The 23859-nt window shown below is 71.9% G+C and carries 19 protein-coding genes; 11 read left to right on the top strand and 8 right to left on the bottom strand.

Translation table 11 applies throughout. The features are described from left to right. Window positions 1-41: 41 nt before the first annotated feature. The 4 genes from ACWPOB_RS06175 to ACWPOB_RS06190 all read right to left on the bottom strand — a co-directional run bounded on the left by ACWPOB_RS06175 (window position 42) and on the right by ACWPOB_RS06190 (window position 4308). Window positions 42-803, bottom strand: a complete 762-nt coding sequence (locus ACWPOB_RS06175) for a crotonase/enoyl-CoA hydratase family protein (protein ID WP_006938704.1) — start codon at window positions 801-803, stop codon at window positions 42-44. Window positions 804-908: 105 nt separating this feature from the next. After that, window positions 909-1964 carry a class I adenylate-forming enzyme family protein gene (locus ACWPOB_RS06180; RefSeq protein WP_455400335.1) on the bottom strand — a complete coding sequence of 352 codons (1056 nt, stop codon included), beginning with the start codon at window positions 1962-1964 and terminating at the stop codon, window positions 909-911. A gap of 66 nt (window positions 1965-2030) precedes the next feature. After that, the gene (locus tag ACWPOB_RS06185) at window positions 2031-2828 is read right to left on the bottom strand and encodes an enoyl-CoA hydratase/isomerase family protein (RefSeq protein ID WP_006938708.1); all 798 of its coding nucleotides are present in this window, start codon (window positions 2826-2828) and stop codon (window positions 2031-2033) included. Between the two features lie 10 nt (window positions 2829-2838). Next, complete coding sequence (locus ACWPOB_RS06190; protein ID WP_455400245.1) at window positions 2839-4308, bottom strand: MFS transporter; 1470 nt, start codon at window positions 4306-4308, stop codon at window positions 2839-2841. Between the two features lie 38 nt (window positions 4309-4346). On the opposite strand from ACWPOB_RS06190, the gene ACWPOB_RS06195 reads away from it, so the two are divergent. Together ACWPOB_RS06195 and ACWPOB_RS06200 are read left to right on the top strand one after the other, a co-directional pair. Continuing rightward, window positions 4347-5042 carry a GNAT family N-acetyltransferase gene (locus tag ACWPOB_RS06195; protein WP_100057786.1) on the top strand — a complete coding sequence of 232 codons (696 nt, stop codon included), beginning with the start codon at window positions 4347-4349 and terminating at the stop codon, window positions 5040-5042. 28 nt (window positions 5043-5070) lie between these two features. Beyond that, window positions 5071-6099: a glutathione S-transferase family protein gene (locus ACWPOB_RS06200; protein WP_455400246.1), complete on the top strand. Its 1029-nt coding sequence runs from the start codon at window positions 5071-5073 to the stop codon at window positions 6097-6099. 1 nt (window position 6100) lies between these two features. Here the strand turns inward: ACWPOB_RS06200 and ACWPOB_RS06205 are convergent, their stop codons facing one another. Together ACWPOB_RS06205 and ACWPOB_RS06210 are read right to left on the bottom strand one after the other, a co-directional pair. Then, window positions 6101-6502, bottom strand: coding sequence for a VOC family protein (locus ACWPOB_RS06205; protein WP_455400247.1), 402 nt, complete (start codon window positions 6500-6502; stop codon window positions 6101-6103). Beyond that, window positions 6499-7356 (bottom strand): helix-turn-helix domain-containing protein, encoded by an 858-nt coding sequence (locus ACWPOB_RS06210; protein WP_455400248.1) that lies wholly within the window; start codon window positions 7354-7356, stop codon window positions 6499-6501. The genes ACWPOB_RS06205 and ACWPOB_RS06210 overlap by 4 nt, the downstream gene beginning before the upstream one ends. Before the next feature lie 116 nt (window positions 7357-7472). Here ACWPOB_RS06210 and ACWPOB_RS06215 point away from each other — a divergent pair, with 116 nt between their 5' ends. From ACWPOB_RS06215 to ACWPOB_RS06240, 6 genes are all read left to right on the top strand, one after another. Continuing rightward, the gene (locus tag ACWPOB_RS06215; protein ID WP_455400249.1) at window positions 7473-8222 is read left to right on the top strand and encodes a hypothetical protein; all 750 of its coding nucleotides are present in this window, start codon (window positions 7473-7475) and stop codon (window positions 8220-8222) included. A 1-nt stretch (window position 8223) separates the two neighbouring features. Beyond that, the gene (locus ACWPOB_RS06220; RefSeq protein ID WP_455400250.1) at window positions 8224-9063 is read left to right on the top strand and encodes an alpha/beta fold hydrolase; all 840 of its coding nucleotides are present in this window, start codon (window positions 8224-8226) and stop codon (window positions 9061-9063) included. 43 nt (window positions 9064-9106) lie between these two features. Next, the gene (locus tag ACWPOB_RS06225; RefSeq protein ID WP_455400251.1) at window positions 9107-10198 is read left to right on the top strand and encodes an ABC transporter ATP-binding protein; all 1092 of its coding nucleotides are present in this window, start codon (window positions 9107-9109) and stop codon (window positions 10196-10198) included. Further along, the gene (locus ACWPOB_RS06230; RefSeq protein WP_455400252.1) at window positions 10195-10980 is read left to right on the top strand and encodes an ABC transporter permease; all 786 of its coding nucleotides are present in this window, start codon (window positions 10195-10197) and stop codon (window positions 10978-10980) included. Before ACWPOB_RS06225 ends, ACWPOB_RS06230 begins: the two co-directional genes overlap by 4 nt. 62 nt (window positions 10981-11042) lie before the next feature. Beyond that, window positions 11043-14843 carry an ABC transporter ATP-binding protein gene (locus ACWPOB_RS06235; RefSeq protein WP_455400253.1) on the top strand — a complete coding sequence of 1267 codons (3801 nt, stop codon included), beginning with the start codon at window positions 11043-11045 and terminating at the stop codon, window positions 14841-14843. 107 nt (window positions 14844-14950) lie between these two features. Continuing rightward, window positions 14951-18706 (top strand): multifunctional oxoglutarate decarboxylase/oxoglutarate dehydrogenase thiamine pyrophosphate-binding subunit/dihydrolipoyllysine-residue succinyltransferase subunit, encoded by a 3756-nt coding sequence (locus ACWPOB_RS06240; RefSeq protein ID WP_455400254.1) that lies wholly within the window; start codon window positions 14951-14953, stop codon window positions 18704-18706. 117 nt (window positions 18707-18823) lie between these two features. On the opposite strand, the gene ACWPOB_RS06245 is transcribed toward ACWPOB_RS06240, so the two are convergent. Next, on the bottom strand, window positions 18824-19456 hold the full coding sequence (locus ACWPOB_RS06245) for a TetR/AcrR family transcriptional regulator (RefSeq protein WP_455400255.1): 633 nt from the start codon (window positions 19454-19456) through the stop codon (window positions 18824-18826). Between the two features lie 71 nt (window positions 19457-19527). On the opposite strand from ACWPOB_RS06245, the gene ACWPOB_RS06250 reads away from it, so the two are divergent. From ACWPOB_RS06250 to ACWPOB_RS06260, 3 genes are read left to right on the top strand one after another with little or no spacing between them, the layout of a single operon-like run. Continuing rightward, a complete protein-coding gene (locus tag ACWPOB_RS06250; RefSeq protein ID WP_455400256.1) occupies window positions 19528-21111 on the top strand; it encodes a flavin-containing monooxygenase in 1584 nt (527 codons plus the stop codon). Next, complete coding sequence (locus ACWPOB_RS06255) at window positions 21108-21935, top strand: SDR family NAD(P)-dependent oxidoreductase (RefSeq protein WP_100058587.1); 828 nt, start codon at window positions 21108-21110, stop codon at window positions 21933-21935. Before ACWPOB_RS06250 ends, ACWPOB_RS06255 begins: the two co-directional genes overlap by 4 nt. 10 nt (window positions 21936-21945) lie before the next feature. After that, window positions 21946-22863 (top strand): alpha/beta hydrolase, encoded by a 918-nt coding sequence (locus tag ACWPOB_RS06260; RefSeq protein WP_455400257.1) that lies wholly within the window; start codon window positions 21946-21948, stop codon window positions 22861-22863. On the opposite strand, the gene ACWPOB_RS06265 is transcribed toward ACWPOB_RS06260, so the two are convergent. Next, complete coding sequence (locus ACWPOB_RS06265) at window positions 22822-23781, bottom strand: glycine betaine ABC transporter substrate-binding protein (protein ID WP_455400258.1); 960 nt, start codon at window positions 23779-23781, stop codon at window positions 22822-22824. The genes ACWPOB_RS06260 and ACWPOB_RS06265 overlap by 42 nt on opposite strands. Window positions 23782-23859 lie beyond the last annotated feature (78 nt).

The following is a 23859-nucleotide window of genomic DNA, read 5'->3' on the forward strand; positions in this document are numbered from 1 at the left end:
GACGCGTCCCTTCCGCGGCCGCGCGGAAGGGACGCGGGTCGTCAACGGCCCTTCCAGACCGGGGAACGCTTCTCCGCGAACGCCGTCGCGCCCTCGCGGGCGTCCTCGGACACGAACACCGGGCCGACGATCTCGCGCTGCCTGTCGAAGGCCTCGTCCGCCGGCCAGTCGGCGGCCTTGGCGATGACCTCCTTGGTGGCCGCCACGGCGAGCGGGCCGTTGGCCGTGATCCGTTCGGCGAGGGCCAGGGCGCCCTCCAGCGCGCCGCCCGGCTCGGTGAGAACGTTGACGAAGCCGTAGCCGTGGGCCTCCTCCGCGGTGAACGCGTCGCCGGTGAGCGCCAGTTCCATCGCCTTCTGGTACGGAATCCGGGTGGGCAGGCGCAGCAGGCCGCCGCCCGCGGCGACGAGTCCGCGCTTGACCTCCGGGATGCCGAACCTGGCGTCCGCGGCGGCGACCACGAGATCCGTGGCGAGGACGAGTTCGGTGCCGCCGGCCAGCGCGAAGCCCTCGACGGCGGCGATGATCGGTTTGCGCGGCGGCGCCTCGGTGAAGCCGAGGCCCTTGCCCGGCACCGCGACGTTCTCCCCGGCGACGAACGCCTTGAGATCCATGCCGGCACAGAAGTTGCCACCCGCACCGGTGAGCACGCCCACGGACAGGTCGGGATCGGCGTCGAGTTCGTCGACGGCGGCGGCGAGGGCGTGGCTGACGGCCGCGTTGACGGCATTGCGGGCCTCGGGCCGGTTGATGGTGATCACCAGGATTCGACCGCGACGCTCGAGCAGGACCTCGTCGGACATGCGCGCACACCTTTCACAGGATTCGGTTGCCGACCGCGCGGGCCGCGGTCCATTCGCTTATACCGCAACCGAACCCGACGGCGGCGGACCGGCCCCACCGCCGTGTCACGACACGCGGACGGCGACGGGCGTGACGAAGCCGTCCCCGTCGATGTGCACCTGGTCGCCGGTGTGGAACCAGCCGTCGTCGAAGGTCTCGGCGGTCGATTCCGGGTCGTTCCAGTAGCGGCGCGCGACGCTGGGACCGCGGCACAGCAGTTCGCCGACGCCTTGATCGGCGGCCGGGCCGAGGAGCGCGACCTCCATGCCGCCGAACGGAACTCCGACGCTGCGCGGGTGCGCGGCCCGCTGGTCGGTGGGCAGCAGCAGCCCGATGCCGCCGGTCTCGGCCACCCCCCAGCCGCGTACGCACCTCGCCGCGGGGAACGACGCGCGCAGGTGCCGCCACGGCACCCGCACCCCCCGGGCCCCGGCGGCGACGACGGTGCCGCCGGCCGCCAGGGTGGGCAACAGCTGCACGGCGCTGCCCGCCGCCGTGGACAGCGGTGCGGTGAGCACCGTGCGCGCCCCCTCCGCGGTCAGGTCCATCGCGTGCACCACGGCCTCGATCGTGGAGAGAATGTTCTCGTTGGTCAGCTCCACCCCGTGCAGTCCCCCGCCGCGTTTGCGCACGTAGTACAGCACCGCGAGCTCGTCCGGCGCGGCGCCCTCGTCCAGGAACGCCACTCCGTCGGGCAGCTCTCCGTCGAGGGTCAGGACGGCGCCGCTGTCCTCGGCGATCCACCCGAGTTCCGGATCGCTGCACGTCGGATCCGGCAGCACCGGCACCCCACCGGCGAGGACCACCCCGAGAAACGCGTACAGCCAGCGGAATCCGTTCGGGTAGTGGACGACCACCCGGTCGGCCGGGCCCACGCCCTGATCGAGCAGGCCGCCGGCCACGCGGGCCGCCGACGACCACATCTGCCCGTAGGTGAGGGCGTTGCCGGCCCGGTCGACGGCGGCGACGCGGGCGGAGTGCCGCAGCGCGCTGCGGTCGAGCAGCTCGGCCAGGCACGGCTCGAGGTCCTCGTACCGCAGGACACCGTCCAGTCGGCGACTGACACGCTCGTCGCGGAACCACCCCGCTGCGCACGAAACCCGGACCACCGCCACCGACATCGTCACCTCCGCCTCGTCGTGTGCCTGCACTATATGGCGCGGGTCACAGTTGGGGGCGGGATCGGCTCACCTTCCGGTGTACGACGCCTTCCCCGGGCCGACGGTGAGGAAACTGCGCACGGCACCCTTCAGGTCGTCGGTGCCGAACAGCGCGCCGGAGACGTCCGGGGTCTCCGAGTCGGCGTGCGCGACGCCACCGGACCGCCACGCGCCGATGATCTGCTTGGTGGCGTCGTGGGCGCGGGTGGGGCCGTCGGCGAGCCGGTCCGCCAGGGCGCGTGCGGCGGAGTCCACGTCCTCGTGAACCGCGTTGACCACGCCCCACGACCGCAGCGTCTCGGCGTCGTAGAGGTCGCCGGTCATCACCAGCTCGCGGGCGCGGCCGGAGCCGGCACGCTCGGCCAGCCGCTGCGGCCCGCCCATCGACGGGGTCAGACCGACGACGGTTTCCACCAGCCCGAACTTCGCGCCCGGCGCCGCGAGGACGATGTCGCAGGCGAGGGAGATCTCGAACGCCGCGGTGAGGGTGAGCCCGTGCGCGGCGAACACCACGGGACACGGCAGGGCCTCGAGCGGGTGGATGATCTGCGCGAACAGGTCCTGCCACAGCTGCGCGCCCTGCCCGGCGTCGAGGCCGTCGAACAGGTGGACGTCCACCCCGCCGGAGACGACCTTGCCTTCCGCGCGGATCAGTACCGCGCGCGGCGGCGCGGCCACGAGCGCGGTGATGTCGGCGATCACGGCGTCGAACAGGGCCCGGTCGAACAGGTTCAGCGTGCCGTGCGCGACGGTGAGCACGGCGACCTCGGCACCGGCCGCGGTGGTGTGGCGCTCGAGGCGGGTGGGATGTGTGGTCTGCGTCATGCGCGCCACACTAGGCGAGCGTGCGGCGCTCCTCGAGGGGTGGTCTCGGCGCCGGCTCGGTGCGCACGGGCCGCGCGAAGAACAGCGCCGCGGCGAAGCCGACGAGCAGGACCGCGGCAGGCAGCAGCGTCGACTCGGCCATGGCGGCGGCGAACGGCGCGCGCACCGGCTCGGGCAGGGCCGTCGTCCCGCCCTCGCCGGCACCGCCGCCGGCCAACCCGTGCACGGCGAGGCGGGACGTGATGAGCGCACCCACGGCGGCGCTGCCCAGGACGGCACCGACCTGCCGGGTGGTGTTGTAGACACCCGACCCGGCCCCCGCCTGATGCGGCGGCAGGTCGTGCGTCGCGGTGGCGGCCAGCGGCGACCAGATGCCGGCCATCGCGGCGCCCATTAGGGCGATCGGCAGCAGCAGCTGCCACACCGGGGAGTCGGGCGTCATCACCGCGGCCAGCCACGCCAGCGACACGGCGAGCAGCGCGAATCCGGTGCCGGCGATGTAGCGCGGATGGGTCCGGTCCACGAGCCGCCCGACCATCGGGGCGAGCACGCCGGTGAGGACCGCCATCGGGGCCATCAGCAACGCCGACTCCGTGGGTGTCCAGCCGCGCACGCCCTGGGCGTAGAACATCAGCGGCAGCACCATCGCGGTGACCGAGAAGCCCATCGTGGCGATGCCGATGTTGGCCAGCGAGAAGTTGCGGTCGCGGAACAGGCCGAGCGGAACGAGCGGCTCCCCGCGCCCCCGGGACTGGTACCACACGAACACCGCCAGCAGCGCCACCCCGGCGGCGATCAGCACCCACACGGGAGTGGACCAGTCGTAGGAGTTGCCCTCCTGGATACCGAACACGAGACAGAACATGCCCGCGCCGCTGAGCAGCACTCCGAGGAGGTCGAACCGGTGCGGATGGGTGGGCAGCGCCGGGACCAGCCGCGCCGCGAGGACGAAACCGACGATCCCGACCGGCACGTTCACGAAGAAGATCCATTCCCAGCCGAGGCTGTCGACGAGGACACCGCCGGCCAGCGGGCCCACGAGGGTCGCAACCCCCGCCACCGCGCCCCACAGGCCCATCGCGGTGCCTCGCCGGTCGGGCGGGAAGGTGCGGGTGATGATCGCCATCGTCTGCGGGGTCATCAGGGCCGCGCCGAGGCCCTGGAAGACCCGGGCGACGACGAGGGCGGCGACGGTGCCGGACAACCCGCACCACAGCGACGCGGCGGTGAACAGCACCAGGCCCGCGAGGTAGACGCGCTTCGGGCCGAACCGGTCGCCGAGGCGGCCGGTGACCAGCAGCGGCACCGCGTACGCCAGCAGGTAGGCGCTGGTGACCCACACGACGTTGTTGATGTCGGTGTCCAGCGCCCGCATGATCGCCGGGTTGGCGACCGCCACGATGGTGCTGTCCACCAGGATCATGAAGAACCCGAGGCACAGCGCCCACAGCGCCGGCCACGGATTTGTCTCGGTCTCCACCCGCACGTCCTCCGCTCGTAGGCGTCTACGGTAGCGCCGTGGACGGACATCTCCTGGACATCGTGCGGCTGGCCTGGTGCCGCGAACTCGGGCTCGACGACGGAGCACTCGCCGCCCCGGGACGGGTGACGCGGGTGGACGACGCGTCCGCGCTGGTCCGGGTGCTGCGCCTCGGTGAGGCCACCGCGGTGGTGGGTCCGGGCTGGGCGGTCGAGGCCGTCGCGGCGGTGCCCGATGCGGAGCTGGACGCGTCGGCGTTGCTCGACCTGACCCGCGGCCGCGCGGTGCGCAGCCACGCGCTGAGCTACTGCCCCGACTGGGTCGACGCGACGCGGGTCCGCGATCCGCTGATCTCCCACGAGGTCGACGATCTCGCGGAGCTGTTGCGGCGCTGCCCACCCGACGACGCGACCGAGGCGGGACTCGAGAATGTGAACGGGGAGGCCTCGTCGTTCGTGCTGCTCGACGACGACCACCGGCCGCTGTCGGGGGCGGTGTACCGGGAGGTGCAGTCGATCCTGGCGGACGTGACGGCACTGACCGTGCCGGAGCACCGCCGGATCGGTCTGGCGGCGACGGTCGCGACGCTCGCGACACACGACGCGCTCGACGCCGGGCTGATCCCGCAGTGGCGGGCCCGGCGCGACAACACCGCGGGCCGTGGCCTGGCCGCGGTGCTGGGATATACCGAACTGGGTACCCACACCTCGGTGGCCGTACCGGCTAGCGTCTGAACGGGCCGCACCGAGCGAAGGGAGCCCTGTGAACGAGCACTCCGGAGGCGACAGTGACGGGTATGTCACGCCCGGCGCCGAGTACAGCCGCGACACGCACTACATCACCACGCGCATCACCGCCGACGGGCGCGACGGGTATCCGGTGGAGGCGGGCCGGTACCGGCTGATCGCCGCTCGCGCCTGCCCGTGGGCGAATCGCACGCTCATCGTGCGCCGGCTGCTGGGGCTCGAGGACGCGCTGTCGCTGGGGTTGTGCGGGCCCACGCACGACGAGCGCAGCTGGACCTTCGATCTCGACCCGGGCGGGATGGATCCGGTGCTGCAGATCCCGCGGTTGCAGGACGCGTACTTCGCCCGGGACCCCGAGTACCCACGGGGCATCACGGTCCCGGCCGTCGTGGACGTGCCCACCGGCCGGGTGGTCACCAACGATTACGCGCAGATCACCCTGGACTTCTCCACGGAGTGGACGGCGCTGCACCGCGACGGCGCCCCCGACCTCTACCCGGAGCCGTTGCGCGACGAGATCGACGAGGTGGCCCAGCTCGTCTACCAGGACGTCAACAACGGCGTGTACCGGTGCGGGTTCGCCGGGTCGCAGCGCGCGTACGACCGCGCGTTCGACCGGCTGTTCGCGCGGCTGGACTGGCTCGAGGAACGGCTGAGCTCCCGCCGGTACCTGGTGGGCGAGACGATCACCGAGGCGGATGTGCGGCTGTTCACCACGCTGGCCCGCTTCGACGCCGTCTACCACGGGCACTTCAAGTGCAACCGGGGTCTGCTCTCGTCGATGCCCGCGCTGTGGGGGTACGCCCGGGACCTGTTCCAGACGCCGGGCTTCGGCGACACGATCGACTTCGTGCAGATCAAGGAGCACTACTACATCGTGCACGCCGACATCAATCCGACGCAGATCGTGCCGAAGGGCCCCGACCCGAGGGGATGGCTGACGCCGCACGGCCGGGAAGAGCTGGGCGGCAAGCCGTTCGGTGACGGCACACCACCGCCCCCGCCGCGGGCGCAGGAGGCGGTGCCGGCCGCTCACGGCGCGTGACTCACGCGCCCGGATAGGTTCCGAAGCTCCAGTACACCCCCTGCGGGTCCCGGCACGTGAAGTCGTGCGAGCCGTAGTCGGTGTCGTGCAGGGCGACGACGACCGTGGCGCCGGCGGCCACGGCGCGTTCGTGCAGCGCGTCGACGGCGGTGGCATCGGGGGCGACGAGGTAGATGCAGCCGGCGTCGGCGGGCGTCTCGATCGGGCCGCCCCGACCGGCCGAGCCGAGCATGACGCCGCCGCCGTGCGGCCATCTCAGCTCGGCGTGGTCGACGCGCTCGCCGTCGCCGTAGACGGCGTTCTCGGTGAAACCGAACGCGTCGACGAGGAAGCGGATCGCCGCCCGGGCATCGGTGTAGGAGAGGCAGGGCCACACGGTTGTGGTGAGTGCTGTCGTGGTCATGTCTGCCAGTGTTCGTCGACGGCCGGGTCGCCGTCTTGGACGATTGGGAACTGCTCGTCGCGCAGCCAGCGCGACGGCGGGACCCCGGCGATCTCGCGCCATTCCCGCGCGAGGTGGGCCTGGTCGTAGAACCCGCACCGGGCGGCCACGTCGGCGAGCACGTGCGGCCCGGGGCTGCGCAGCAGCCGACGGGACCGGTCGAACCGGATCACCCGTGCCGCCTCCTTGGGCCCGACCCCGAACTCGGCGGTGAATAGCGACGTCAGATGCCTTCGGCTCCAGCCGATCTCGTCGGCCAGATCGGTGATCCGCGGCCCGGGCGAACGCGGGTCCTGCAGCCTGCGCCACGCGTGGCGCAGGTGTGGGTCGATCTCGCCGCGCTCGGCGGCGAGCCGCCGGCCGAGCACCTCGTCGAGGACCCGGAACCGGCTCTCCCACCCCGCGGTGGCGGCGATCCGTTCGCCGAGCTCGCGGGCGGCGGCGCCGAGCACCTCCTCGAGGTCGACGACCCAGGCGCCGAGCGCACCGGCGGGCACGCCCAGCAGCTCCCGGGCTCCCGCCGGGGTGAGTGCGAGCTGGATGCCGTGCTGGTTGCCGTCGTGGGCGATGGTGACGGCGGTCGTGGCCAGCCCGCTCGCGAGCGCACCGAACCGGCCGGGCCCCTGGCCCGGTGCGGCGGCCCGCGCGAGTTCGAGCGGAGCGCCGATCGTGAGCACGACGGTCAGGTCCGGGGACGGCAGGCCGAGGTGGGTGCCGGGTGCGAATCCCGTCAGCCGGTACCCGTCGTAACCGCGCACGTAGGGACGCAGCGACGGGGCGGGCCGCCGCCGAGCACCGTCCGAGATGCCGGTCACGGTCCCAGGGTAAACAGGGATAGAGGACACGCCCATGGGGTACACGGGGTGAGCAGCCGTGGACTCACGGCGGCGCATGCAGGCCCGGGAGGGCCGGGAGGATCGAGGACGGAACGATGACCGACAGGGTGGGACGCGTGGAGAAGTATCTCGTCACGCTCCTGGACAACGGCAGCAGGCTGCAGGCGCCCGCGGTGGCGCGCTACGTCGAACTGACGCGGCGCGCCCATCCCGGCGAGACTCCGGAGCAGATCATCGGGCGGCTGGAGAAGATCTTCCTCAACGGAGTCACCGGCAGCGGCACGGCGGCGGGCGCCGCCGCGACCGTTCCCGGCCTCGGCACGCTCGCATCGATCGCCGCGGTCGGCGCCGAAACCGCGTTCTTCCTCGAGGCCGCCGCGCTGCTGACGCTTGCGGTGGCGTCGGTGCACGGGATCGAACCGCACGAGCACGAGCAGCGCCGCGCCCTCGTGCTCGCCGTGGCGCTGGGCGAGGCAGGCATGGAGATCGTCGAGCGGGCCACGGGCACGACCGCGAAGACGTGGACGTCGGCGATCACCGGCAAGATCCCCGGCGCCCAGCTGAGGTCCGTGAACAAGTCGCTCGCGCGGACGTTCGTCCGCAAGTACCTCGCCAAGCGCAGCGCCCTCGTGTTCGGCAAGCTGGTGCCGGCCGGGATCGGTGCCGCGATCGGCGGCGTGGGCAACCGCGCGCTGGGCAAGCGCGTCATCGCGAACGCGCGCGATGCGTTCGGCCCGCCGCCGGCGCAGTGGCCGGCGAAGCGTCCGCCGCTCGCCGGACCGGCCACCGGGCCGGACGGCGATCCGAACTGGCAGGCGCTGTCCTCTCCCCTGACCGGCTGGTGAGATGTCCGCGGGCAAGGTGTTCGTGCGCGAGAGCGGATCCGGCCCGCGCACCCTGGTCCTCCTGCACGGATACTCCGACCACGGGGGCACCTGGTGCAAGGTGGCCCCGGCCCTGGCCGAGCGCCACCGGGTCCTGACCGTCGACCTGCCGGGGTTCGGCCGGAGCGCCGGGCACTGGCGGGCGCCGGTACTGGACCACTACGTCGACACCGTCGCCGACGTGATCGCCGACTGCCGGGATCCGGTTGCGCTGATCGGCAATTCGCTGGGAGCGGTGACGTCGCTGGCGTTCGCGTCGACGTACCCGCGCCGGGTGGACGGCGTCGTACTCGCCGACATGCCGGGGATGGCCGGCATACCGCGTAGCTGGCTGGGCGGAGCGCGGCTGCCGTTGGACATGGTGTCGCGCGCGCTGTCCCGGCCCGTGCCGCCGGCGCTCGTGCAGTTCGCCGTCGCCGCCCTCTACACCCGCGCGGCGCTGCACCGCCCGGACCGCCTGGGCGTCGACACGCGCACCGCGTTCGCGGCGAACTACGCGACGCGGCGCAGCATCGAGACCATGCTGGCCGTCGGCCGGGCCGTGATCCCCGAACTGGGCCGGCTGCCGATTCCCGAGATGGTGAACTCCCTGACCGTGCCGGCGCTGCTCGTGTGGGGCGAGCGGGATCTGATCACCCCGGCGCGCGCCGCGGGCCGGGTGAACACCGGGGCCCGGCGACGGGTCGCGATCATTCCGGACGCCGGGCACTGCCCGCAGCTCGACGCCCCGAGCGAATTCCTCGAAGTGGTGCTTCCGTTCCTCGACCGGTCCTTCTCCCGGTCCGCCGCGCCGGGCACGTAGGCTCGCGGGGTCCGAGCAGGGGCCCACACCAGGGAGGGTATCGATGACAGCGCCGTTCCCGACGGGGCCGGTCGCCGGCGCCGGGTACGCGAACGCGGCCGCGCCGCCGCCGGGCATCGCCGTGCAGGGGCTGAGCAAGACCTTTCGCAACGTGCCGGCGGTGTCGGACCTGTCGTTCTCCGTCCCGCCGGGATCGATCACGGGATTCCTCGGACCGAACGGCTCCGGGAAGACGACGACCCTGCGGATGCTGCTCGGCCTGGTGCGCCCGACGGCCGGTGTCGCGCTCGTCGACGGGATGCCCTTCACCTCGCTGCCGCAGCCGGCGCGAGTGGTCGGTGCGGTGCTGGACGCGCAGAGCTTCCATCCCAAGCACACCGCCAGAACCCATCTCGAGGTGTACGCCGCCGCGATCGGCGTGCCGGCGACCCGGGTGCGGCGCGTTCTCGATCTGGTCGGGCTCGGCGCGGCCGCCCGACGGCGGATCGGCGAGTTCTCCCTCGGCATGCGGCAGCGGCTGGCCCTGGCCACCGCGCTGCTCGGCGAACCGCGCTACCTCGTGCTCGACGAACCGGCGAACGGCCTGGACCCCGAAGGCATGGCCTGGCTGCGCGACTTCCTGCTCGGCTACGCGCGTTCCGGGGGCACCGTGCTGATCTCGAGCCACATCCTGCGGGAGGTCGAGCAGACGGCCGACCATCTGGTGATCATCAGCCGCGGCATGCTCGTGCACCAGGGCACGACGGCGGACCTGCGGCACGCGCACCGCGCGCGGGTCCTCGTCGCCGCCTCCGACCCGGCCCGCCTGGCGACGGCGCTGGCCGCGGCGGGCCACACCGACGCGCAGGTGCAGCCGGACGGCCGGCTCGCGATCGTCGGGGTGGAGCCCGAGCGCGTCGCGGCGCTCGCCGCCGGGCACGGCGTGACCGTGTTCGGGACGAGCGTCGAGCACGCCGACCTCGAACAGGTGTTCCTGGCGATGACGGCCGGGCAGTACGTGGGGGCCGCGCCGGGGTGGGGCATGCAGGGGCCGACGCCCCCGCAGCAGCCGCCGTACCCGGGACAGTTCCCGCCGCCCGGGCCGTTCCCGCCCGGGCAACCGCATCCGCCGACCGGCTGGGAAGGACCCCGATGACCGCATTGCTGACGGCCGAGTTCCGCAAGGTCCTGGGCCTGCGCTACTGGTGGATCCTCGGCATCGCCCCGGTGGTGGTGGGCCTGTTCTCCGGTGCTCTGACCCTGCCGATCCTCGGCACGCTCGAGAGCCTCGTCGGCGAGAGCTTCGCCGAGACCGCCGCCGCCGCGATCGGGGTGACCGTCGCGCTCGCGCTGGTGTTCCTGTTCGCAGCGCTGTTCGGGGTGGTCAACACGGGCAGCGAGTTCCAGCACCGCACCATCGTCACCAGTTTCCTGACCACCCGCGGCCGCGACGGGGTGATCGCCGCCAAGCTGACGACGGCGGTCGCGTTCGGGCTGCTGTACTGCGTGGTGGTCGAGGCCGTGTCGATGCTGACCATCCTGATGTTCGGCGGCGGTCTCGCCGGCGACGGCTCGGGTGCGGGCAGTGTCGCCGCGGTCCTCGGCGCCGGTCTGTTCGCCGCGATGCTGTGGGCCCTCATGGGCGCCGGGCTCGGCCTGCTCACCGGGTCGACGGCCGGCAGCGTCCTGGCGATCACCGCCTGGATCCCGTTCGGGGAGCTGATCGTCTCGCTGATCCTCGACGGCCTCGGGGCGGGCGCACTCGCCCGGCTGCTGCCCGGGCAGCTCACCTGGTACACGGTCTTCACCGTCATCGACCTGCCCGAGGAGGTCGACCCGGCCGTGACGTGGCCGGCGGCGCCGCTGGGGCTGCTCGGCTGGACCGCGCTCATCTGCGGCCTCGGCTGGTGGCGCACCCGGACCCGCGACATCGTCTGAGTCCGACGGCGGTTCTCGCAGAATCCTCCCGTGTCCCCGGCCGGCGCTAATGTCGGAAGACGATGGCACACGACGCGCGTTCCCCCGGTTGGATCCGTCGGCTGGGCGCGGAGGCCTGGCAGCATCGCCGCGTCGCGCTCGGCGCGCTGACCGTCACCGTCGTCGCCGCACTGATCGACATCACGTTCCCGTTGCTGACCAAGCTGGCGCTTGACAGCGCCACCCACCCCGACGGCCATGACCTGCAGCTGATCGGGCTGGCGGCGGCGGCGATCGCGGTGGGCGCGCTGGTGCGGTTCGGGTGTCAGTACGGCCGGCGGATGCTCGCCGGCCGGCTCTCGCTGGACGTGCAGCACGACCTGCGGCTCGGGTTGCTCGCCTCGCTGCAACGGCTCGACGGGCGCGGCCAGGACCAGATCCGCACCGGGCAGGTGGTGTCGCGGTCGATCACCGACCTGCAACTCGTCCAGGGCCTGCTCGCGATGGTCCCCATGTCGGCCGGGGCGCTGTTGCAGTTCGCGCTGGCGCTGGTGATCATGGCGGTGCTCTCGCCGCTGCTGACGCTCGTCGCCCTCGTCACCGTCCCGGTGATCGCCGGGGTGGTCGCCGTCGTCCGGCCCAAGCTGTTCGCGGCGACGTGGTCGGCGCAGCAACGCGCGGCCGACCTGGCCCAGCACGTGGAGGAGACCGTCACCGGGGTGCGGGTGGTCAAGGGGTTCGGGCAGGAGGCCCGCGCCGTGGACCAGCTCGAACAGCACGGCCGTGCCCTCTATGCCGAGCGCATGCGCGCCGCCCGGATCAACGCCACGTTCGCCGCCCCGATGGGGGCCATCCCGCAACTCGGGCTCGTCGCCGTGATCGCGCTCGGCGGCTGGCTGGCCCTGCAGGGCACCGTCACCGTCGGCACGTTCCTCGCGTTCGCCGCCTACCTGGCGACGATGACCGCGACGACGCGCACGCTGTTCTCGGTGGTGATCATGGCGCAGCTCTCCCGCGCCGCGGTCGAGCGGGTGTACGAGGTGATCGACACCGAGCCCGACGTCGCCGACCCGCCGCATCCGGTGCCGCTGCCGGACGGGCCGCTGGGGCTGGTCCTCGACGCGGTGACGTTCGGTTTCGAGCCCGGCCGGCCCGTGCTCGACGGTCTCGACCTCGAACTGGCGCCGGGCGAGACCGTCGCAGTGGTCGGCTCCGCCGGCTCCGGCAAGACGGCGATGTCGCTGCTGCTGCCCCGGTTCTACGCCCCCGAATCCGGCGCCGTGTACGTCACCACCGCCGACGGCGACAGGATCGACGTCGCCGCCCTGCGCGCCGAGCACCTGCGCGAGGCGGTGAGCCTGGTGTTCGACGAACCGTTCCTGTTCTCGGACACGATCGCGGCGAACATCGCGCTGGGCCGGCCCGAGGCGAGCGCCGAGGAGATCCGCGCCGCCGCGCGGGCGGCGTGCGCCGACGAGTTCGTCGAGGCGCTCCCCGACGGGTACGACACCGTCGTCGGGGAGCGCGGTCTGACGCTGTCGGGTGGGCAGCGGCAGCGCGTCGCGCTCGCCCGGGCGCTGCTGCTCGACCCCCGGGTGCTGATCCTCGACGACGCGACCTCCGCGGTGGACGCGGAGACGGAAGCCGCGATCTTCGCGGCGCTGCGGGCGCGCCCGAAGCGCACCACGCTGATCCTCGCGCACCGGCGGTCCACGCTGTCGCTCGCCGACCGGGTCGCGGTGCTCGACGGCGGTCGCGTGGTCGACTCCGGAACCGTCCACGAGCTCGAGGCGCGCAACGCCCTGTTCCGGGCCCTGCTCAGTGGCGCCGAGGATGAGACGCCGGAGCCGGAGCGCACCGACGGGCACGGCGTCGAAGCGTTGTGGCCGGAGGCGGCGCCCGACTCCGATCCGGCCGTGGTCCGCGCGGCCGCGCCGCAGGCGGGGGCGGGCGGGGGCGGCCGCGGCGGCGGTCCGATGAGCGGCGCCCTCGGGTCGATCGCACCCACGCCGGCGCTGCGCCGGGCGGTCGAGGCGTTGCCTCCGGCCACCGAGCAACCGGGGCTGGACACTGCCCAGCTGCGGCGACCCGACCCTGAGTTCCGCCTCTCCCGGACGCTGCGGCCAGTGCGGTGGCTGCTTGCGGCGGTGGTGCTGTGCCTGGCGGTCGAGTCGCTGACGTCGATCGCGTTCCCGTCGATCGTGCGTTACGCCGTCGACCGCGGCGTCACTCCGGGCGAACCCGCGCGGCTGTGGGCGGCCACCGCCGTGGGCGCCGCGCTGGCGATCCTGGCCTTGCTGGTGGTCGCGGTGCTCACCGTGCTCACCGCCCGCGCCGGCGAGCGGGTGCTGTTCGGGTTGCGGGTGCGCAGCTACGCGCACCTGCAGCGGCTGGGTCTGGACTACTACGAGCGGGAGCTGTCCGGCCGCATCATGACCCGGATGACCACGGACGTCGACGCGCTCTCGTCGTTCATCCAGACCGGATTGTCCACCGCGGTGGTGAGCGTGCTGACGCTGGTCGGGATCTCGGTCGCCCTGCTCGCCACCGACCTCACCCTGGGGCTGGTGGCCCTGGCGGTGGTGCCGCCGCTGCTCGCGGCGACGCTGTGGTTCCGGCGGGTCTCGTCCACGGCGTACTCGGTCTCCCGCGAACGCATCTCCCTGGTCAACGCGGACTTCCAGGAGAACGTCACCGGGCTGCGGGCGGCCCAGGCGTACCGCCGGGAGGAGTTCGCGGCGCGCCGGTTCGCCGAGCGCGCCGATGCGTACCGGCGCAGCCGGATGCGCTCCCAGCGGGCCATCTCGCTGTACTTCCCGTTCATTGCGCTGCTGTCCGACCTCGCGCTGGCCGCGGTGGTGTTCGTCGGAGCCCGGGAGGTGGCCTCCGGGGCGACGACCGCGGGCGTGCTCGTCGCATTCGTGCTGTACCTCGGCCTGCTGTTCGGTCCCATCCAGCAGTTGTCACAGGTGTTCGACGGCTACCAGCAGGCCCGGGTGGGGCTGCGCCGGATCGGCGACCTGCTGCGCACCGAGAGTTCCCTCGAGACGGGCGGCACCGGCACGGTGCCCGTCCCGGGACACCTGCGCGGCGACGTGCGCCTCGACGACGTCGGGTTCCGCTACGCGGGGGCCGACACCGACGCGCTCACCGGCGTGGACCTGCACTTCCCCGCCGGCTCCACGGTGTCGCTCGTCGGCCGCACCGGCGCCGGCAAGTCCACGATCGTCAAGCTGCTGGCCCGGTTCTACGATCCGACGTCCGGCTCGGTGCGGGTCGACGACGTCGACCTGCGCGGGTATCGCCTGCCCGAGTACCGGGCCCGGCTCGGCGTCGTCCCGCAGGAGGCGCACCTGTTCACCGGCACCGTCGCGAGCAACATCGCCTACGGGCGGCCCGACGCGGACCGCGCGGACATCGAGGCTGCCGCACGCGCGGTGGGGGCCCTCGACATGATCGCCGGTCTGCCCGGCGGCATGCTGCATCCCGTCGGCGAGCGCGGGCAGGGCCTGTCCGCCGGGCAGCGTCAGCTCGTGGCGCTGGCCCGGGCCGAACTCGTCGATCCGGACCTGCTGCTGCTCGACGAGGCCACCGCGACGCTCGACCCGGGCACGGAACGCGCGGTGCTCGCGGCGGGTGAGTCGGTGACCCGCAGCCGCACCGCCGTGGTGGTCGCCCACCGGCTGGCCACCGCGGCACGCTCCGACCTGGTCGTCGTGGTCGACGGCGGGCGCATCGTGGAGACCGGATCGCACGACGCACTGCGGCACGCCGGAGGCGTGTACACGACCCTCTGTGATGCGGCCCAAATGCGGGCAGGGAATAATCGGCTGTCGAGAACCGTCGTCGATGGGGATCCCATCGAATCAGAGATTGTGAGGTAGGTCTCGACCGTGGCAGAGCTTTTTTGTTCGTCACAGCCGCGGGCTAGCCTCATATACATAGGCACTCCGATCGGGTACCGAAGAAAGAAACGAGGCGAACAACTGCCGTGAGCAGCAGCTCTACTTCCCAGTTCGGACAGAACCAGTGGTTGGTTGACGAGATGTACCAGCGGTTCCAGGACGATCCGTCGTCCGTGGACGCCAGCTGGCACGAATTCCTGACGGACTACTCCCCGGAGGCAGCGGTCGCGGGTGGCGCGAACGGTGCCACGCAGACCCAGCGTCCGGCGCAGAGTTCCGCCCCGACCTCCACCGAATCCGCCCCCGCCTCGAAGGCCGCCCCGGCCCAGGCTCCGCCGAAGGCCGCTACTGCCCCGGCGAAGCCCGCTCCGGCACCCAAGGCGGCTCCCGCTCCGGCACCGGCCAAGCCGGCCCCCGCCAAGCCGGCCCCCGCCAAGCCGGCCCCCGCGAAGCCCGCCGCGCCGGCCACCCAGGAAGAGTCCAAGGTTCTCCGTGGCGCTGCCGCTGCCGTCGCGAAGAACATGAATGCCTCGCTCTCGATCCCGACCGCCACCAGTGTGCGCGCCATCCCTGCGAAGCTGATGGTCGACAACCGGATCGTCATCAACAACCACCTCGCCCGTACCCGCGGCGGCAAGGTGTCGTTCACCCACCTGCTCGGCTACGCCCTCGTGCAGGCGGTGAAGGCGTTCCCGAACATGAACCGCCACTTCGCCGAGATCGACGGCAAGCCGAACGCGGTCACCCCCGCGCACACCAACCTCGGCCTGGCCATCGACCTGGCCGGCAAGGACGGCAACCGTTCGCTCGTCGTCGCCGCGATCAAGAACTGCGAGTCGATGAACTTCGCGCAGTTCTACTCCGCGTACGAGGACATCGTCCGTCGTGCGCGCGACGGCAAGCTCACCGCCGAGGACTTCTCCGGCGTCACCATCTCGCTGACCAACCCGGGCGGCATCGGCACCGTGCACTCGGTACCGCGGCTCATGCCGGGTCAGGGCACCATCATCGGTGCCGGTGCGATGGAGTACCCCGCCGAGTTCCAGGGCGCCTCGGACGAGCGCATCGCCGAGCTCGGCGTCGGCAAGCTGATGACGCTGACCTCGACGTACGATCACCGCATCATCCAGGGCGCGGAGTCCGGCGACTTCCTGCGGACCGTCCACAACCTGCTGATCAGCGACGATTTCTACGACGAGATCTTCCACACGCTGCACATCCCCTACGAGCCGGTCCGCTGGCGCAAGGACGTGCCGGAAGGCGCGGTCGACAAGAGCACCCGCGTCCTCGAGCTGATCGCCGCCTACCGCAGCCGCGGCCACCTGATGGCCGACACGGACCCGCTGCAGTTCGTCAAGGACAAGTTCCGATCGCACCCGGACCTCGACGTCACCACGCACGACCTGACCCTGTGGGACCTCGACCGCGAGTTCAACGTCGGCGGCTTCCACGGTCAGCAGCGCATGAAGCTGCGCGACGTGCTGTCGGTGCTGCGGGACGCCTACTGCCGCCACGTCGGCGTGGAGTACACCCACATCCTCGACCCCGAGCAGCACCAGTGGCTGCAGGAGCGCGTCGAGGCGCACCACGTCAAGCCGACCGTGGCGCAGCAGAAGTACATCCTCAGCCGCCTCAACGCCGCCGAGGCGTTCGAGACCTTCCTGCAGACCAAGTACGTCGGCCAGAAGCGGTTCTCCCTCGAGGGCGCCGAATCGGTCATCCCGATGATGGACGCGATCATCGACCAGGCCGCCGAGCACGAGCTCGACGAGGTCGCCATCGCGATGCCGCACCGCGGCCGCCTGAACGTGCTCGCCAACATCGTCGGCAAGCCGTACTCGAAGATCTTCACCGAGTTCGAGGGCAACCTGAACCCGGCCGCGGCCCACGGCTCCGGCGACGTCAAGTACCACCTCGGCGCCGAGGGCAACTACATCCAGATGTTCGGTGACAACGACATCAAGGTGTCGCTCACGGCGAACCCGTCGCACCTCGAGGCCGTCAACCCGGTCCTCGAAGGCCTCGTGCGCGCCAAGCAGGACATCCTCGACAAGGGCGAGGGCGGCTTCACCGTCATGCCGCTGCTGCTGCACGGCGACGCCGCGTTCGCCGGCCAGGGCGTCGTGGCCGAGACCCTCAACCTCGCGCTGCTGCGCGGCTACCGCACCGGCGGCACCGTGCACATCGTCGTCAACAACCAGGTCGGCTTCACCACGGCCCCCGAGCACTCGCGGTCGTCGGAGTACTGCACCGACGTCGCGAAGATGATCGGCGCGCCGATCTTCCACGTCAACGGGGACGACCCGGAGGCGTGCGTGTGGGTGGCCCGGCTGGCCGTGGACTTCCGGGAGAAGTTCAACAAGGACGTCGTCATCGACATGATCTGCTACCGCCGTCGCGGCCACAACGAGGGCGACGACCCGTCGATGACGCAGCCGGCGATGTACGACGTGATCGACACCAAGCGCAGCGTCCGCAAGAGCTACACCGAGTCCCTCATCGGTCGTGGCGACATCTCGCTCAAAGAGGCCGAGGACGCACTGCGCGACTACCAGGGCCAGCTCGAACGGGTCTTCAACGAGGTCCGCGAACTCGAGAAGTACAAGCCGGAACCGTCGGAGTCGGTCGAGCTCGACCAGACGCCCCCGGCGAAGCTGACCACCGCGGTCGACAAGTCGGTGCTCGAGCGGATCGGCGACGCGTTCGTGAACGTCCCCGAGGGCTTCTCCGTGCATCCGCGCGTCAAGCCGGTCATCGAGAAGCGCCGGGAGATGTCCCGTGAGGGCCACATCGACTGGGCGTACGCCGAGCTGCTGGCGTTCGGTTCGCTGGTCGAGCAGGGTGCCCTGGTGCGCCTGGCCGGTCAGGACTCGCGCCGCGGCACCTTCACCCAGCGCCACTCGGTGCTCATCGACCGCAAGTCCGGTGCCGAGTACACCCCGCTGCAGCAGGTGGCGGCCGAGGGCGGCAAGGGCGGCAAGTTCATGGTCTACGACTCGGCGCTGACCGAGTTCGCGGGCCTGGGCTTCGAGTACGGCTACTCCGTGGGCAACCCGGAGGCGCTGGTGCTGTGGGAGGCGCAGTTCGGTGACTTCGTCAACGGCGCGCAGTCCATCATCGACGAGTTCATCTCCTCCGGCGAGGCCAAGTGGGGTCAGCTCTCCGACGTGGTGCTGCTGCTGCCGCACGGCCACGAGGGCCAGGGCCCGGACCACACCTCGGGCCGCATCGAGCGGTTCCTGCAGCTGTGCGCCGAGGGTTCGATGACGGTGGCCATGCCGTCGACACCGGCGAGCTACTTCCACCTGTTGCGCCGCCACCACCTCGACGGCATCCGCCGCCCGCTGGTGGTGTTCACGCCGAAGTCGATGCTGCGCAACAAGGCCGCGGTCAGCGACCTCGAGGACTTCACCACCGGCAAGTTCCGCTCGGTCTTCGAGGAGCCGCTGTACGAGCACGAGGGCGGCGACCGCGACAAGGTCACCCGCGTCCTGCTGACCTCCGGCAAGCTCTATTGGGAGCTGAAGGCGAAGAAGGACAAGGAGAAGCGGGACGACATCGCGATCCTGCGGATCGAGCAGCTGTACCCGGTGCCGCGTCGCCGCATCGCCGAGGCGCTCGACCGGTACCCGAACGCGCACGAGTTCTTCTGGGTGCAGGAAGAGCCGGCCAACCAGGGAGCGTGGCCGTTCCTGGGTCTGGCGCTGCCGGAGATGCTGCCCGAGAAGCTGTCGGGCATCAAGCGGGCGTCGCGGCGCGCGATGTCGGCTCCGTCCTCCGGCTCGAGCAAGGTTCACGCGGTCGAGCAGCAGGAGATCATGGAGAAGGCGTTCGGCCGGTAGTCACCGGCGGTAGCCCCGCGGTTCTCACGCGAGCCGGGTCGTGCCTGCCCTTCGGGGCGGCCGGCCCGGCTCGCGCCGTTTCCGGCCCCCCGGGACGTGACCGAATGTCACACGCGTTCAATCAGATCGAACCGCTGTGACATTCGGTGCGCCCGCGGCGAGGGCGAGCGCGGGCAGGGCGGCGACGGCGAGGTCGACGAACTCCTCGCGGGTGAGCTGCGGGTCCCGTAGCCAGGCGATCGTCGTGTCCTCGACGAACGCGATCCAGCCGCGCACGGCCAGGGCGACGGCGGGCCCGGCGTCGATGCCGATGCGGGGCAGGTACGCGACGGTGCGGTCGACCATGGCGGTGCGTGTGTCCTCGAAGACCTGCCGCATGTCCGGGTCCCCGCTCGCGGTGCCGCGCAGCATCGACAGGTAGGTGTCGCGGTGGTCGGTGACGTAGTCGACGTACGCGACGATCGTGCCGCGCAGCATGTCCATCGGTTCGAGGCTGTCGTCGGGTGCGGTGCGCTCGAGCATGTCCCGGCTGGTGTGCCGGACGAGTTCGACGTGGAAGTCGTGCTTGGACGCGAAGTAGTGGAACAGCAGCCCGCGCGACACCCCCGCCTGGTCGGCGATGTCCTCGACGGAGATCTGCTCGAGCGGCCGTTCGGCGAGCAGCTGCACGCCGAGGTCGACGAGCTGGGCCCGCCGCTCGGCGGGACTCAGCCTGGTGCGCTTGACGCCGTTGCCCTTCACAGGTGCCATGCAAACACTCTTGTTGAATCGCAGTCAACAGGCTATTGACCGGCACTCAATATGGCCCTACGCTTATTTACATGAGTCTTCCGGTTACAGACACCATCGCCACCGATGCGCACCCGCGTCAGGTCGACACGCTGATCATCGGCAGCGGGTTCGCCGGACTCGGCGCCGCCGTCCGACTGACCCGGGCCGGCAAGGACTTCGTGGTCCTCGAGCGCGGATCGGAGGTCGGCGGCACCTGGCGCGACAACACGTACCCCGGCGCCGCGTGCGACGTCCCGTCCAACCTGTACTCCTACTCGTTCGCCCTCAACCCCGGCTGGACGCGGTCCTTCTCCCCCCAGCCCGAGATCCAGGCCTACATCGCCTCGGTCGCCGACAGGTACGACGTACGCCGGCGCACCGTGTTCGGGTGCGACGTGCAGACCGTCCGCTGGAACACCGCCACCCACCGCTGGGACGTGCAGACCACCAAGGGTGCGTTCGACGCCCGGATCGTCGTCTCCGCCGTCGGGGCGCTGTGCGAGCCGTCGCTGCCCGACATCGCGGGCATCGAAGGGTTCCGGGGCGAGATCTTCCATTCCGCCCGGTGGAACCACGACGCGGACCTGACCGGCAAGCGCGTCGCCGTGATCGGCACCGGAGCCTCCGCAATCCAGATCGTGCCCGCCATCGCCGGCAAGGTCGCCCACCTCGACGTCTACCAGCGCACCGCGCCCTGGGTGCTGCCTCGCGCCGACCGCGAGTACACCCCCGTCGAGCGGCTCGCGTTCCGCCGCGTACCCGGGTTCCAGCGCCTGTCCCGCGCCCTGCAGTACCTCACCCGCGAGACGCAGGTCGTCGGCCTGGCCAAGGCACCGGTCTTCATGAAGCCGCTCGAGTTCGCCGCCCGCACGCACATCCGCCGCCAGATCACCGACCCCGAGCTGCGCCGCAAGGTCACCCCGAACTTCCGGATCGGCTGCAAGCGGATGCTCATCTCGAACAACTACTACCCCGCGGTGGCCCGGCCGAACGTCGACCTGATCACCGACGGCATCGCCGAGGTCACCGCGGACGGCATCGTCACCCGCGACGGCACCACCCGCCGGGTCGACGCCATCGTCGTCGCCACCGGCTTCCACGTCACCGACTCGCCCACCTTCGCCGGCATCTTCGGCAAGGACGGCCGCAGCCTGGCGGACGTCTTCGACGCCACCGGCATGCAGGGCTACAAGGGTGCCGCCGTCGCCGGTTTCCCCAACATGTTCTTCCTCGTGGGACCGAACACCGGCCTCGGCCACACCTCGATGGTGTACATGATCGAATCCCAGCTGAACTACCTGGTGGACGCGATCGAGACGATCGACCGCCACCGGATCGGCACCGTCGAGGTGCGCCCGGAGGTGCAGGGCGACTACAACCGCAACCTGCAGGACGCCCTGAAGCGCAGCGTGTGGAGCAACGGCGGCTGCGCCAGCTGGTACCTCGACAAGCACGGCAACAACACCACCCTGTGGCCGAGCTTCACGTTCGAATTCCGCCGCATCACCAAGCATTTCGACCTGGACGCCTACCGCAGCGTCGCCGCGGCGGACCTCCCCCCGGTCCCGGCGCCGACGCCGGCGACCGTCCGTGACTCCGATGAGACCGACGCCCGGAAGGTGGCAGCGCAGTGAGCGAGTTCGCAGGAAAGGTCGCCGTGATCACCGGCGCCGGATCGGGCATCGGCCGTGCCCTGGCACTCGAGCTCGCCCGGCGCGGCGCCCGGCTGGCCCTGTCCGACGTCGACACCGTCGGGCTGGACGAAACTGTGCGCCGGGCTCGCGACCTCGGCGCCGAGGTCAAGGCCGATCACCTCGATGTCACGCAGCGCGAGGCGGTGCTCGACTACGCCGCCGCCGTCGCCGTCCACTTCGGCCAGGTCAACCAGATCTACAACAACGCCGGCATCGCCTACCACGGCGAGTTCGAACGCTCGGAGTTCAAGGACATCGAGCGGATCATGGACGTCGACTTCTGGGGCGTGGTCAACGGCACCAAGGCGTTCCTGCCCCACGTCGTCGCGTCCGGGGACGGCCACATCGTCAACGTCTCGAGCCTGTTCGGGCTGCTGGCCATCCCCGGTCAGAGCGCCTACAACTCCGCGAAGTTCGCCGTCCGCGGCTTCACCGAGGCGCTGCGCCAGGAGATGCTGATCGCCCGGCACCCCGTCAAGGTCACCTGCGTGCACCCCGGCGGCATCAAGACGGCGATCGCTCGCAACGCCGCCGTCCCGGCCGGCGACGACCAGGAGTCCTTCGCCCAGTTCTTCGACCGCAAGCTGGCCCGCACCAGCCCGGAGGACGCGGCCCGCACCATCGTCGAGGGCGTGCGCAGGGGCAGGGCCCGGGTACTCATCGGCGCCGACGCGAAGTTCCTCGACGCCTGGGTGCGCGTGGTGGGCCCGTCCTATCAGCGTGTCGTCGCATTCGTCAGTGGCCGCTTCGTGCCGAAGGGCTAGGGTCGCGGTCATGCCCCAGCTCCCCCTGCCCGTCGTGCGGGCCGCGGTGCGGCCGGCCTACCGGCTCGCCCTCAACGCGCGGCTGCCGTACCCCGTCCAGCGCCGGCTGCTCGAGCTCGTCGCGCCGATCCAGACCCTGCCCGAGGGCACGGTGGTGCAGCAGGTCACGCTCGCGGGCCGGCCGGCCGAACGCGTCACCGTCGGCGCCACCGAACGCCCCACCGCGGTGCTGTACCTGCACGGGGGCGGGTACACGGTGGCCTCGCCCGCCACGCACCGGTCCCTGGCCGCGCACCTGGCCGCGGCCTCGGGTTCGGCGGTGTACGTGCTCGACTACCGGCTGGCCCCGGAGCACCCCTACCCCGCCGCACTGGACGACGCGGTCGGTGCGTACCTCGAGCTGGTGACCGAGCACGGCGTGACCCCGCAAACCGCCCCGATCGCCGGCGACTCGGCCGGGGGCGGCCTGACGGTCGCGACGGCGCGCCGGCTGATCGACCGGCACGGGGTGCGGCCCGCCGCCCTGGGGCTGATCGCGCCTTGGGTCGATCCCGCCTCGCGGGACTTCCCCTTCGACCGGGACACGGTCCTCAACGCCGCCTGGATCTCGGCGTCGGCGCGGGCGTATCTCGGCGACCGCGACGCCTCCGACCCCGGCTACGCGCCGCTGCGCGGAGACCTGACCGGCCTGCCGCCGACGCTGATCCACGTCGGCACCAGCGAGATGCTGTACCCGCAGGTCACCGAGTTCGCCCGGAAGCTGCGTGCGGCGGGGGTGGAGGTGACGGTCACCGAGCAGCGCGAACTGTGGCACGTGGCCCATCTGCAGGCCGCTCTGGTGGGCGAGGCCGCCGACGCGGTGGCGCAGCTCGGCGCCTTCCTGCGCTCACACGTGCTCGGTGAGCCACGCCTGCGCGACGACGGCTGAGTCCTCGCCGCCGCCGATCCGGTCGAGCATCTCGGCCAGGTCGGCGGTGGTCAGCTCCCCCGCGACGAGGCTCAGGGCCTCGAGCTGACGTTCCTCGAGGACGTGCTTGCGGAACACCGGGACGACGTTCTGTGCGGTGAACACCGGTGGCTCCGTGCCGGTTCCGGCCTCCGGATCGGATCCGGGCGAGCGGTCCGGCGCATCCTTCAGCGCGACGCCCGTCGCGTCGCGCGCGGCGGCCGAGGCGGTCGTCAGCGCGGCCACGCCCCCGCCGTCCGCGGCCGCGCGCCGCGCCGCGCCGCCGTCGCCGGTTTCGACACGGCCCGGGACGCAGCCCCTTTCGGCCATGTCCCGCAGGCCGTCGTTCTCCTCGAATCCGCCCGTGACCGTCACGGTCAGTTCGCCGCACCGGCCGACGATTCCGCCCAACTCGGTGGTACCGAGCCGGGCGGCGGTGGCGTCGGAGACGAACAACACCGAACGATCCTGTGCGGCAGCGTAGTCCGTGACCGCCATGTCTTCGGGCAGGGATCGGGCGAGCGCCTCGTACACGTCCTCGGCGTCCGTGTCCGTCGCGGCCGGGGCGAAGTACCGCAACAGCCGTCCGGTGTAGTCCGGCACGAGGGTCACCTCGGCCGCGTCCAGTGCCGCGAGGTAGTCGTCGCGACCGCCGAGCCCGGTGCGCAGTTCGGTCCGGGTCCCGCTACCGGCCAGGGCGCCCGCGTAGATCCGGGCGAGCAGTTCGCTCGCGGCGTCGTCTCCGGCGCCGACGACCACGGTGGCGACGCCCGTCGGCTCGTCGAGGACCGACGGCCCGCACCCGGTCAGCACCGCGACGGCGACCACCGGCCCGGCCACCGCCCGAATGAATCCCTCGCCCCGCAGTCCCCGGCTCCTCGCGCTCCACACGATGCCCATCCTCGCGCATCCCCGGAAAGCCGCACGCCCCGGTCCGGAACCTGGGTGCGGGCTCCGGCCGGGGCGTGCGGTCGATCG

This window comes from Rhodococcus sp. 2H158, from assembly GCF_053764755.1.

Excerpts from the sequence above, each read along its gene's own strand:
- ACWPOB_RS06235 (WP_455400253.1), top strand. The coding sequence starts at position 11,043 with ATGGCACACGACGCGCGTTCCCCCGGTTGGATCCGTCGGCTGGGCGCG.
- ACWPOB_RS06220 (WP_455400250.1), top strand. The coding sequence starts at position 8,224 with ATGTCCGCGGGCAAGGTGTTCGTGCGCGAGAGCGGATCCGGCCCGCGC.
- ACWPOB_RS06205 (WP_455400247.1), bottom strand. The coding sequence starts at position 6,502 with ATGACCACGACAGCACTCACCACAACCGTGTGGCCCTGCCTCTCCTAC.
- ACWPOB_RS06245 (WP_455400255.1), bottom strand. The coding sequence starts at position 19,456 with ATGGCACCTGTGAAGGGCAACGGCGTCAAGCGCACCAGGCTGAGTCCC.
- ACWPOB_RS06260 (WP_455400257.1), top strand. The coding sequence starts at position 21,946 with ATGCCCCAGCTCCCCCTGCCCGTCGTGCGGGCCGCGGTGCGGCCGGCC.
- ACWPOB_RS06185 (WP_006938708.1), bottom strand. The coding sequence starts at position 2,828 with ATGACGCAGACCACACATCCCACCCGCCTCGAGCGCCACACCACCGCG.
- ACWPOB_RS06250 (WP_455400256.1), top strand. The coding sequence starts at position 19,528 with ATGAGTCTTCCGGTTACAGACACCATCGCCACCGATGCGCACCCGCGT.
- ACWPOB_RS06175 (WP_006938704.1), bottom strand. The coding sequence starts at position 803 with ATGTCCGACGAGGTCCTGCTCGAGCGTCGCGGTCGAATCCTGGTGATC.
- ACWPOB_RS06180 (WP_455400335.1), bottom strand. The coding sequence starts at position 1,964 with ATGTCGGTGGCGGTGGTCCGGGTTTCGTGCGCAGCGGGGTGGTTCCGC.
- ACWPOB_RS06265 (WP_455400258.1), bottom strand. The coding sequence starts at position 23,781 with ATGGGCATCGTGTGGAGCGCGAGGAGCCGGGGACTGCGGGGCGAGGGA.
- ACWPOB_RS06225 (WP_455400251.1), top strand. The coding sequence starts at position 9,107 with ATGACAGCGCCGTTCCCGACGGGGCCGGTCGCCGGCGCCGGGTACGCG.
- ACWPOB_RS06230 (WP_455400252.1), top strand. The coding sequence starts at position 10,195 with ATGACCGCATTGCTGACGGCCGAGTTCCGCAAGGTCCTGGGCCTGCGC.
- ACWPOB_RS06215 (WP_455400249.1), top strand. The coding sequence starts at position 7,473 with ATGACCGACAGGGTGGGACGCGTGGAGAAGTATCTCGTCACGCTCCTG.